The 12,566-nt window shown below is 31.7% G+C and carries 8 protein-coding genes; 6 read left to right on the top strand and 2 right to left on the bottom strand.

The annotated features are described in order from the left end of the window. Positions 1-9 precede the first annotated feature (9 nt). Both GJJ64_RS14305 and GJJ64_RS14310 read left to right on the top strand, forming a co-directional pair. A complete protein-coding gene (locus GJJ64_RS14305; RefSeq protein WP_195759288.1) occupies positions 10-1,176 on the top strand; it encodes a glycosyltransferase family 4 protein in 1,167 nt (388 codons plus the stop codon). After that, positions 1,170-2,381 (top strand): lipopolysaccharide biosynthesis protein, encoded by a 1,212-nt coding sequence (locus GJJ64_RS14310; RefSeq protein WP_154288454.1) that lies wholly within the window; start codon positions 1,170-1,172, stop codon positions 2,379-2,381. The genes GJJ64_RS14305 and GJJ64_RS14310 overlap by 7 nt, the downstream gene beginning before the upstream one ends. On the opposite strand, the gene porU2 is transcribed toward GJJ64_RS14310, so the two are convergent. Continuing rightward, entirely contained in the window at positions 2,366-7,273 is a 4,908-nt protein-coding gene (porU2, locus tag GJJ64_RS14315) for a putative type IX secretion system sortase PorU2 (protein WP_154288455.1), read from the bottom strand. The two genes, GJJ64_RS14310 and porU2, sit on opposite strands and share 16 nt — an antisense overlap. An 88-nt stretch (positions 7,274-7,361) precedes the next feature. Here porU2 and purL point away from each other — a divergent pair, with 88 nt between their 5' ends. The 4 genes from purL to fbp all read left to right on the top strand — a co-directional run bounded on the left by purL (position 7,362) and on the right by fbp (position 11,943). After that, on the top strand, positions 7,362-9,584 hold the full coding sequence (gene purL, locus GJJ64_RS14320) for a phosphoribosylformylglycinamidine synthase subunit PurL (protein ID WP_154288456.1): 2,223 nt from the start codon (positions 7,362-7,364) through the stop codon (positions 9,582-9,584). 107 nt (positions 9,585-9,691) lie between these two features. Continuing rightward, entirely contained in the window at positions 9,692-10,405 is a 714-nt protein-coding gene (locus GJJ64_RS14325; RefSeq protein WP_154288457.1) for a tRNA1(Val) (adenine(37)-N6)-methyltransferase, read from the top strand. 8 nt (positions 10,406-10,413) lie between these two features. Next, on the top strand, positions 10,414-10,908 hold the full coding sequence (locus tag GJJ64_RS14330) for a metallophosphoesterase family protein (protein ID WP_154288458.1): 495 nt from the start codon (positions 10,414-10,416) through the stop codon (positions 10,906-10,908). A gap of 24 nt (positions 10,909-10,932) precedes the next feature. Further along, on the top strand, positions 10,933-11,943 hold the full coding sequence (gene fbp / locus GJJ64_RS14335; protein ID WP_154288459.1) for a class 1 fructose-bisphosphatase: 1,011 nt from the start codon (positions 10,933-10,935) through the stop codon (positions 11,941-11,943). Positions 11,944-11,977: 34 nt separating this feature from the next. Here fbp and rnhA read toward each other — a convergent pair whose 3' ends face one another. Beyond that, positions 11,978-12,451, bottom strand: coding sequence for a ribonuclease HI (rnhA, locus tag GJJ64_RS14340; RefSeq protein WP_154288460.1), 474 nt, complete (start codon positions 12,449-12,451; stop codon positions 11,978-11,980). Positions 12,452-12,566: the final 115 nt, after the last annotated feature.

The raw sequence follows: 12,566 nt of genomic DNA on the forward strand, positions 1-12,566 counted from the left end.
AATATACATTTGTTTAATATATTAATTTTTCCAAGTTGGTTTCCTAGTAAAGAAAATCCTTTAGATGCAATTTTCACGAAAAAGCATGTCGATTTAATTTCAAGAAAAAATAAAGTAGCAGTCGCCTTTGCCGTAGAATCTAATTTACTAAACGGTATTTATGAAATTAAGAGTGAAGAGAATGGAAATTACCCCATTTACACTTGCTACTACAGGACAAGCCGTTGTAATTTATATTTATACAAAAAGATAGTTAATTTTTACAGAAAATTAAATGCATATGTCAAAGCATTTAAATGTGCAATGAAACATTTAAAGCATGTAGACTTTATTCATATTCATGTAATTGGATTTGAAGCAATAATACCCTTGTTTTATAAAATTTTTAAAAAAATTCCGTATTATATTACAGAACATTCGACAATATACTTAAGATGTAATTCAGTTTGGTCATTTGAGAATATGTTTAAGCGTTTTATTGTAAAAGAGAGTTTAGGAATTAGTGCAGTTTCTAACGCCTTAAGAGATGGAATGAGAAAATTAAGGATTGATCATAGATTTTTTTTTGTAATACCAAATATTGTTGATGAACTTAAATTTCAATACAAACAAAAGCAAAAAGGTGAGATTTTCAGGTTTTTACATATATCAAGATTGGATGAAAAGGCTAAGAATACGATAGGTATTCTAAGAGTATTCGATAAGATTTTTGAGCAAAATAAAAATATTGAATTACATATAGTTGGTGGCTTTCCAAATGTTATTTCAGAATCTGAGTTGTATTCTAAAAAATTAAAATCTAAGTCTAATATATTTTTTCATGGTGTTAAGTTTAATGATGATATTATAGCTTATTATCAAAAAGTGGATGTTTTTGTAATGTTTAGTAATTATGAAACTCAGGGTGTAGTTGTAATGGAAGCCTTATTTTGTGGATTGCCGGTCATTACTACTAATTTACTTTGCTTTAAGGAGTATTTACATCAAGGAAATAGTATCATGATTGATCCAAAAGATGAGATATCATTACAGAAGGTTATGGAGTTAGTTATCAAGCAAGAAGTTGAGTTTTGGACCCCTGAAAATATAGTTATAGATATCAAAGAGAAGTTCGCTTCTCAAAAAATAGAAAACAGCTTTATGGAATTTTATAAAATTGGGTTAAGCAAATGCTGAAAAAGATTATATTTTCTTTTCAAGCAAACTTTGTTGTAGCAGTAATAACATTAGTTATTTCATTGATAACTGCAAAATTTCTTGGTTCTTATGGGCGAGGCTATTTAAGTATTATAGCTATTTATATAGCTTTGGTGCAGCTAATTAATGATATACTAGGAGTAGGTGTCGTTTTTTTTCTTCTTAAGAGATATCAAGTAAACGAAATAGTATTTATTTCATATGTATGGTTTTTATTTGTTACTACAATAGGTACTTTAATTTTAACTCATATCGGTCTTATTGGTATTCAGTTCAAATATGTATTTTTCTTGAATGTATTATCAGCAAGCATATTTGCGCTAAATCTAAGGATTTTAATAAATAAAGTTAAGATAAAGTGGTATAATATGTTGGTAATATTACAGCCTTTAATTGTTTTTATACTTTTATACTTAAAAGGGTTTTCAGATTTTAGCATTAAAGACTTTTTGATCTTTCAGGGGGTTTCCTATATGATTCCAAGTGCTTTTTCTATTTTATTATTAATGAATGAATTCAAAGAGCAATTTCGGGTTTTTGTGATTAAAGACTTAATAAAAGAGTCATTTAAATTGGGTATTATTAACCAAGGGGCTAACTTTTCTCAAATTGTAAATTATAGGGTGTCGTTTTTTTTCATAGAAAAATATGAAGGATTAAAAGCTGTAGGTGTTTTTAGTGTTTTATTTTCTTTTGCTAACGTAATTTGGTTATTTGCAGTTACTGTTGGAACATTATTAGGTAATGAAGTTTCTAAATCTGATAAATTAAATGGAGGAAGCATTGCTCAGTTTTCAAATTACATTAAGATAACTCTTATTTTTACTTTTATTCTGATAATTGGAATTTATCTTTTACCTTCTCAGGTATATGTGGATTTGTTAAACAAAGATTTTTATCAAATAAAACGATTATTATTATTATTGTCGCCAGCGATAATAATATTCTCTTCGGCTAAAGTTCTAGGTTATTTTTTTAGTAGTCAGGGAAAAATGAAAATAAACTTTTATGCTTCTCTAGCAGGTTTAATACCTTCTATTGTATTGGGATACATATTGATAAAAGAATTCAAAATATATGGTGCAATTTTGACTTGTTCTATTTCATTTATTCTATCTAGTTTTATTTTGGGTTATTTCTTTTGGAAAGAAAGTGAAAACTCTCAAAATCACCTCATTAAATAAATCTTACCAATTTTATTCCTGAAAAACTGATCGCCTTTAGTACTTCGGTGTTTTAGATCTCCCAGTTCATTATCTTGTATCATAACTTTATAAAAGTAAACACCATTTGCAAGTCTATCTCCAAATTGGTCGGTACCATCCCAAGTAAAGTCAGAAACATTATTTCCTATTCTTAATGCTCCAAGTTCTTCTTTACTTATCTCTCTTACTACTTTTCCGGAAACGGTTAAAATTTGAATTTTTACCTTTTCAGGTATTTTATCTCCTGTTAGGGTAAACACAAACTTCATTGCTGTGGTAACAGGGTTTGGATAAGGGTAAAAGTTTGATATGCTAGATTCGTTTATTACTTCAAAAGTTATTTCATAATCATTTTGATTAGTATTGTTAGAGGCATCTTTACTACTAACTTTCATGGTATATTTACCGTCGCTTAATCTGCTTGGTTTGTATTCTACGGTAAGTTTGTTCTCTTCACCATTATTGGCAGGTACCAAGTTTAATTGTCCGGTAGCGTAATAAACTCTTCTAAAATTTGTTTCTTCTTCTTTTCTTATGAATACACTTAAATAAGAAGTGTCATTTAATAAAAGAAACTTGTTTTCATCTTTTAAAGTAATATTAATGATAGGTTCTGGCGAAATAATCTCTCCGTTTACAATAGGCCTTCCGTCAAAAAGAATATCTAAAAGAGGTTGTTTACTATCTTTCAAAACCTCGAAATTTTTAAATATGGTATTGTTAAAGGTGTACAAATCTGATGATGAATTTAACTTTAATTCTGCTCTTAAAGTGTTTATACCTACTAAACCTTGTGTTGCTTCGCTTATCATAATTTTTTTGCTTTCTCCGGGGTTTAAATTGGCCTCTCTTTTTAAAGTTTTGATAATGCTGGTATTATTAGCTTTTCTAATGGTATAACTTAGCTCTAATGAATCTGAAGATATATTAGCTAAATTGGTAACTCCCAATTCCCATTTTACAGAATCTCCTTCTTGTATTTTTTCTTTATAAAAATTATTAGTAAATGTAGGATTTAAAGTTAGTTCCGCTATTGGATTAAAATTTACCCTCCAAAAGTTCAACTTAGGAATATTATAATCTTCTTTATCTTCAAAAGTGCTTTTTATTTTAATAAAAGGATATTCCTTGGCATTAATTTGTGATAAATCAATCTCATCAGTATTTAAATTATTTTGTAAAACACTTTCTATACCTTGTTGATTTATACCTCTGAGCTCATAAGAAATTTTATCATTTTGATTAGAAAAGTATTTCAGCTCAGCATTTTTCCATTCTTTAGCTGGCCCAATTAAATCTGTATTAATATATCCTGAGCTTAAAGAATATTTAAGGTTCTCAGCATGTCTAATACGTTGCGCTCTAGGAGGTATATTTGAACTATAATCGGCCGTAAATTCTAGAACAGATCCAGGACTAGCTCCCTTGATACCCCAAAACATATAAGGTTCTCCAGTATTTATTAAATCATATTTATTTAAACCAATTGATTGTAGTGCATTTTTAGCAGCCGAAGGGAGTGCATTAATCGTAGTATTAAGACCATTATAACCAATTACATAGTATCCTTCGGGTACTTGATTTAAATAGCTTATTAACGAGTCTACTTGTTCTGGGATGTTTGTATTCCAAAAATATTGTCCAGTAAATCCGTTAGCATCATACTCATCAGGTGGCCCACTATTAGAATTATAAGGACTCGGATAACTGAATTTTTTCCCAATTTTAACAGGATGATAAGCCACTAAGGTTAAGCCTACAAATCCTATAGAGCTGAATGAAATAGTTTGCGTTGTTCTAAACCTTTTATCAAAAGGTGCTCCTCCGTCATCGCCTTCTGTTTGTATAGAGGTAGGGAAAAATGTGGGTTTAAACTTAAATAATCCAGTATTGTAGTCAAAAGTTGCATCTTCAAATTTTAAATCTTTTAATTGATCTTTGTGTGATAAACTAAAACCATCATCCTCGTTATTTAGATAAGTAAAAACTGATGTAACCCAATTACCTCCTTGATCTTGAGGTAGGTTTAATCTAGCTCTCCAAAAGTAAACTTTGCCATTTTCTAGTATAAGACTAGGATTCCAATCAGCAAATAATCCAGAGCTAATAACTGGTGATGTTTTTTTAAAAGTACTTGTAAAGGTTGAAATAGTGTCTATTTCAAAGATATACTCTGCTGTTTGGGTAAATAAATTTTCAGATTGTACTTTTAAAATAAAATTATTTGAAGTAGATACGATACCATTTTTACGTGGATAAATTGTGTTTATTCCATTTCCAGATATAAATAAAGATAGCTGCCCTTGATTATTATTTAAATTTAGTTCTGGTATTGTGTTTTCGGGATTTAAGGTGATGAGAATGCGGTTGTTTCCAACAATATTTTGTTGGATATTGTTATTAATGATAATTTTTACAGTATCAGTATTTAATACAGATTTTATCTTCAGAATTGGTAATAACAAATTTGTGTTATTAGGTAATATTCTCTCTATTTTGATTGATAAGCTATCAGTATTTACAGCCTTAGCCAAATTTTTTATAATTACTTGTAATTCTAAATCCTTAACCGCATTCACGCTTGAATTATCATAAGAAATATCTGAATTATTGATTGTATAGTCTGGATTTTCTGTTTTATAAAAAGATATTAAAGGATCTCCAATGTAAATATATTGCCTTGTATGTGCTGTATTTAATCTATCGCTTGGCACTTGATAGCTTCTTAAACCATTTTTAATGCCATCTGAAATGGATTTTCCATACATGTTTTTAAACCAATTACTGTAAAAATAACGTGTAGCATTAGTTAAGTAAGAAGCAACACCTTCACTGGTGGTACCTATCCAAGCTACAGCACCAACATCTTTAGCTAAAAGAAATTGTTCGCCTAAAGCTAAATTGCTTCCAAAAATAGCACCCGTACTGCATCCATTTACAATGTAAACAGTGGGTTTTTCTTTATTACGATGACTACTAGTGGGACCAAAAGAAATCTCTGTTTCGGTAGAAGAGCCATGACCCAAAAATGATACTAGACTAACTCCTGAGGCTGTCTCATTTATAATTCTTTGTGTTTGGTTCTCAGTAACAGGATTGTTTACATCTTTAGAAATAACAGATGCTTTAGCTCCAAAAAACTCACCTTCAGCAACTCTAAATAAACTATTTTGAAAACTTGTGTAGCTTGTGTTTTCAGAAGAACTTCTACCGCCATTGAGAAATAAAATATTCTTCCTCCAAATCTCATTTGGTAATTTTTCATAAACTTTAAGTTTATTCAAATAATTTTCAACTTCCTCATTGGTTTTTGCAGGTACTCTTCCTGTTGCTAGACCAGGTTCTAAATTGCTGCCATTTAAACCCGATGTTAGCATGTTGTCAGACGCAGGATATCCTATTGTAGGTACTAAATCATTATTAAAGTTGCCTTTGGAAATTTCCATCCCTTTGCCTAATAATAGCAGATATTCAGGTTTTAGATTTCCTCTAGCTAATGCCCAAGCGCAAAAGTTTTTTAATGCTAATGGATGGTGAAATCCATAGTAGAATTCGTTATATAAATCTTCTGTATAAGCGATAGTAGTTTCTATGCCTCTTGTATCATTGTAAGCTTTATAGTTATTAACTCCTGCAGTAAGCAGCTTATTTGATATCATTAAAAAAGGCTTGATGTCTGCGTTTGAGAAATTTCTGAAAGTAACAGGAGTTAGGTTAGTGGATTTTAAGTTGTCTAAATCAGCTAAAAAGTAATTTTTTTGTTGATTCGTAGTATTGATAACAAAATCAGCATTCGTTGTATTTTTTAATCCTCTGATAACAAAGTCAGTAGTTAAATCCCATAAAATAGGGTTAGTAAGACCAGAATTTCTAAATCTTAGAAAACTTAACGCTTTATTGTTGTTTAAAATGAATTTTAAACTACTTAAGTTGTTAATATTTGTTCCTTTTGCATAAGTAATTTCTGCATAAGAAATAGCTTGGAAATCTGTAAGTGCACCTAAATCATCAATAGAAGAGAATGATATTTGATTACTAGATGTTGTAAGTGATATAGGGATTGTTTTCCTAACAGTTTTATAACCTCTAAATAAAGTGTCAAAAACAGTCGCATTATTTAATGAAACTCTTAAGTGATGGTTAAAGCCATTAACATTAGTAGAAGAAGCGTTAGACCTACCAGCTACATAAAATGATAATTGCGGTTGAAAGCTACTTGATGCTATATCTAATGTATTTAAACTAAGGTTAGTAGTTTGGCCTTTACCAAAAGTATTACCCATGAAACCTTCTCCTTCAATATATTCAGAAAGGCTCATGGCAGAAAGTATAAATTCACCAGGATAATAGCCATCTGTTAGGTTAATCCTGCTTTTAGCTATAATCCAGTTTTCTTCTGTTAATCCAGTATTATTTTGTTGAAATTCTTTTAATCTTAATCCAGTTGTGTTATTGCTGTAGGTTAAAAAGTAATAATTGTCATTTTCATAGAGACTTACTTCATCATTGGGTAAATCTGCAGGGTTGTTATATAAAACCTTATCTAGTGATGCGTCATTAGGTTTACCGTAAAAAACAATCTTATCATTACCATCAAAAACATTATCAGAATCGCCTGTTACCAAAATAGCAACTTCTTTTCCTTTATTAAAAAGTTGGAATTTTTTCGGGTCAATATTCTGCGTAGCTAAACCAGATTGTATGATTTGATTTAAATCTATCCCGAATAATCCTTCTTCAGAAATTTTGATCTTTACATATTTTTGAGAAGCAATTATCCACTCGTTGCCGAAAGATTGCGCCTGTAAGAAATTGCTAAAAGATAAACAGCTAAATAATAGAAATACTTTAAGAAACTTAATTTTAAGCATACAATTTTAGAAAGAAGATGTTAAAATCTCTTTTAGTAACTGATTTGAATTCATACCTTTGAGGCCTAATTCAAATATACGTATCAAATTGGAAAATAATAACTTTACCACACAAGAAACCGCAAAAGATTTAGGTTTACGTCCCGAAGAGTTCGAAAAAATAAAAGAAATTTTAGGTAGAACGCCAAATTTTACAGAATTATCTATATTCTCTGTAATGTGGAGCGAGCACTGTTCTTACAAAAACTCTATCACTTGGTTAAAAACTTTACCTAAAGATGGTCCTAGAATGCTAGCCAAAGCTGGTGAAGAAAACGCAGGAATGGTAGATCTTGGCGATGGTATAGCTTGTGTTTTTAAAATAGAATCTCATAATCACCCATCAGCATTAGAGCCTTATCAAGGTGCTGCAACTGGTGTGGGCGGTATTAACCGTGATATTTTTACGATGGGAGCAAGACCTATTGCTCAATTAAACTCATTGAGATTCGGTGATCCCAATCACCCTAAAACACAATGGTTAATTAAAGGCGTTGTAAAAGGTATTGGTGACTACGGAAATGCCTTTGGTATTCCTACTGTAGGTGGTGAAGTGTTTTTTGATGAATGTTACCATGTTAATCCACTAGTAAATGCCATGTCTGCTGGTATTGTAAAAGTAGGAGAAACAGTTTCAGCAACATCACACGGAGTAGGTAATCCGGTATATATTGTAGGTTCTGCAACGGGTAAAGACGGTATAAACGGAGCAGCTTTTGCTTCAAAAGATATTACTGAAGACTCCGTAAATGATTTGCCAGCAGTTCAGGTGGGAGATCCTTTCCAAGAGAAGTTATTATTAGAAGCTTCATTAGAAGTGATAAAAACAGGTGCTGTAGTTGGTATGCAAGATATGGGTGCGGCAGGTATCATCTGTTCAAACTCAGAAATGTCTGCAAAAGGCGAGCATGGTATGCGTATAGATTTAGATAAAGTACCTACCCGTCAACAAAATATGCTTCCATTCGAGATTTTATTATCAGAATCTCAAGAACGTATGCTTATTGTGGTAGAAAAAGGAAAAGAAGCTTTAGTAGAAGCTGTTTTTGAGAAATGGGATTTAAACTGCGCTATCATAGGTGAAGTAACAGATACCAAACGACTACAATATTTCATGAATGGGGAGTTAGTTGCTGACGTTCCTGCCGATGATTTAGTTCTAGGCGGTGGTGCTCCGGTTTACCAACGAGAATATAAAGAGCCTGCTTATTATCAAGAATTCCAGAAATTTAATATCAATGATGTTAAAGAGCCAGAAGACTTAAAAGCTGTAGCTCAACATTTAACAAATCATCCAAATATTGCCTCAAAAAGATGGGTTACCAATCAGTATGATTCTATGGTTGGTACAGCTAATATGGTAACTAACAGACCAAGCGATGCTGCGGTAGTTTCTGTAAAAGATACCAATAAAGCAATTGTCCTTACGGTAGATTGTAATTCAAGATATGTAAATGCAGACCCTCAGAAGGGTTGTGCTATAGCTGTAGCAGAAGCTGCAAGAAATATTACTTGTGCTGGTGGAGAGCCTGTAGCTATCACCAACTGTCTTAACTTCGGTAATCCTTATGTGCCAGAAGTTTACTGGCAATTTGTAGGAGCTATTAAAGGTATGGGCGAAGCTTGTACCAAATTTGAAACTCCTGTAACCGGTGGTAATGTTTCTTTCTATAATCAATCATCAGATGAAGGTCCGGTTTTCCCAACACCAACCATTGGTATGTTAGGGGTTATGGATGATATCAATAACATGATGACGCTAGACTTTAAACAAGAAGGAGATTTAATCTACTTAGTGGGCGAATCTGTAAACGATATTGCATCATCACAGTATTTAGCATCTTATCATAAAATAGCAGCATCTCCTGCTCCGTATTTTGATTTGGATAAAGAATATGAAACTCACCAAGTAATCAAACAATTAATCAGTAATAAGCTAATTCAATCTGCTCATGATGTTGCTGATGGCGGTTTATACATTGCCCTGTTGGAAGCTTCTATGCCAAATCAATTAGGTTTCAATATCAATTCCGATTCAGAAATTAGAAAAGATGCTTTCTTATTTGGTGAAGCTCAAGGACGTATTGTGGTAAGTGTTAAACCAGAAGAGCAGGAAGCTTTTGTAGAGTTTATGGCAACTACTGAAACAGAATTTAGCTTATTAGGTCATGTAACCGGAGGCTCATTATTGGTAGATGATGAAAATTTTGGTTATGTTCAAGATGCTAAATCAACATATGATAATGTGTTACACAATATCTTAGGAGAATAAATTTATTATCCTATCAGAATAAATGCTCTTTTAACGTTAAAGTTGAAAGAGCATTTTTTGTTTAGGATTTATTGTTTTAGCAGTAAATCAAAACCTAAATTTGTAATATGTCGGTATTTCATTTTAAAGAGTTTGTAGTTAATCAGGAAAATTGTCCTATGAAAATTAATACCGACGGGGTGTTGTTAGGTGCTTTATGCGATGTTCAAAAGGCTAAAAGTATTTGTGATATCGGAACCGGGACAGGGGTCATAGCATTAATGTTGGCGCAAAGAAATCACGAAAGTAAAATAGATGCTTTGGATATTGATTATCGAGCTGTTGATACTGCAAGTATGAATTTTCAGAACTCTTTATTTCATGATCGTTTGTCAGCTCATCATCATAGCTTTATTGAGTTTTTTGAGATGCATCCAACAAAAAAGTACAATTTAATTGTTTCTAATCCACCTTTCTTTCTTAATGCATTAAAATCTCCACATCATCAAACTAATTTAGCTAAGCATACAGATGAATCCTTTTTTATTGATTTGTTAAGAATAGCATCAACTCATTTGCATGAAAATGGTAGCTTAGAAATTATTGTTCCGTTAGAAATATCTTTACTGTTACAGCACTTAGCAAACGATTATTATTTACATCTAGAAAGAAAAATAATTGTTAAATCTTTTCAAGATAAAGAAGCTTTTAGGCATATTTTAAAGTTTCAAAAAAATCCATCGGTAGAAGAGCAAACAGAGAATTTTATTATTTATGAAAAAGAAGGTGAACATTCTTTGCAATATAAAAGTGCGCTCAAAAACTTCTTTACCATCTTTTAGTATTTATTATGGTTAAAATTGGATTATTATCAGATACACATAGTTATTTAGATGATGCTGTGTTTAAATATTTTGATAAATGCGATGAGATATGGCATGCCGGAGATTTTGGAACTTTGGAATTAGCTGATAAACTAGCCGCTTTTAAGCCTTTAAAAGGTGTTTATGGGAATATTGATGATTATGCTGTAAGAGCAGTTTATCCAGAACATTTGAAATTTACTTGCGAAAAAGTTAATGTTTGGATGACACATATAGGCGGTTATCCAGATAGGTATAGTCCATCTGTGAAAAAAGAAATTTACACTAAGCCGCCTCAATTATTTGTTTCTGGTCATTCACATATCTTAAAAGTAATGTTTGATAAAAAAATACAATGCTTGCATATTAACCCTGGTGCTGCCGGAAAAATAGGATGGCATAAGCAGAGAACTTTAATTAGATTTTGTATTTCCGAAGAAAAAATTCATACTTTAGACGTCGTCGAGCTAGGCGCAAGATAATGTAAATTATACACTAAGGTATTTATGAATGGAGTAACAACATTAGGGCAGTTTATTATACAAAAACAAGCAGATTTTCCTTACGCGAAAGGAGAACTTTCTCGTTTACTTAGAGATATTGGAATAGCAGCAAAAATTGTAAATAGAGAAATTAATAAAGCAGGTCTGGTAGATATATTGGGTGAATCTGGTGTTGTTAATGTACAAGGCGAAACACAGAAGAAATTAGATGTTTATGCAAATGAGCAATTTATTTCTGCTTTAAGTAGTGGCGGCGAGTGCTGTTTGGTAGCCTCAGAAGAGAATGAAGAAATCGTTTTACTCAATAAAGAAGTCTCTAAAAATGCTAAGTATGTTGTTGCAATAGATCCTTTAGATGGCTCATCTAATATTGATGTGAATGTTGCCGTAGGTACTACATTCTCTATATACAGAAGGAAAAGCAAAGAGGGGCCTGGTGTTTTAGAAGATATATTACAGAAAGGAACAGAGCAAGTTGCTGCGGGATACATTATTTATGGTTCATCAACCATGTTGGTTTACACTACTGGTAAGGGTGTAAATGGTTTTACACTTGACCCTTCTATAGGAGAATTCTGTCTGTCTCATCCAGATATGAAAATACCTGAAACTGGTTCTATTTATAGCATTAATGAGGGTAATTATGTTCATTTTCCGGAAGGGGTAAAAAAATATATTAAATATTGTCAGGTAGAAGATTCTGCAACTTCAAGACCATATACTTCAAGATATATAGGTTCTATGGTTGCTGATTTACATAGAAATTTAATTAAAGGCGGGATTTATATTTATCCGTCTACTGCAAGTGCTCCTAACGGTAAGTTAAGATTGGTGTATGAATGTAATCCTTTAGCTTTTATTATTGAACAAGCAGGAGGAAGAGCTACCAATGGTTATGAAAGAATTTTAGAAATGGAGGTTACCGAGATTCATCAACGGGCTTCTATTTTTATTGGATCAACAAAAATGGTTTTAGAAGCTGAAGAAATGATGCGTGAATATTCTCCTCTCTAAAAGGTTCATTAAATTATGAATTTCAATAAGACCATTAAAAGATGGTCTTATTGGTTTTATTCTCCATCTCAAATACACTATCTATTTTCAAATCCTTCCCTTTAGAAGCTAAAACAGCTAATTGGTCGCATCTTTCATTTTCTGGATGTCCAGCATGACCTTTTACCCAAATAAATTTTACTTGATGAAGTTTGTATGTATTTAAAAATCTTAACCATAAATCTTTATTTTTTTTACCTACAAAACCTTTATTAACCCATCCAAACACCCACTTTTTTTCTACGGCATCAATCACATATTTAGAGTCTGAGTATATGGTTATTTGCTGATTCAAGCTTTTTAAAGCTTCTAAACCAATACATACAGCCAATAATTCCATTCTATTGTTAGTAGTTAATCTAAAACCTTCTGCTAGCTCTTTATAGTGCTTGCCAGAACGCAAAATAACTCCATATCCTCCAGGCCCTGGATTTCCGCTTGATGCACCGTCGGTAAATATTTCAATCATGTGGCTAAGATAAGCATTGCCTTTATAGCAATTTAAGTAAAATTTTATTAGCTAATAATCAATAGGTTAGTGGTTGTAAATAAAAAAAGCTTTTAAAACTTGTAAGATGTACTTT

The sequence above is a fragment of the Pedobacter puniceum genome (assembly GCF_009674685.1).
Lineage (GTDB): Bacteria > Bacteroidota > Bacteroidia > Sphingobacteriales > Sphingobacteriaceae > Pseudopedobacter > Pseudopedobacter puniceum.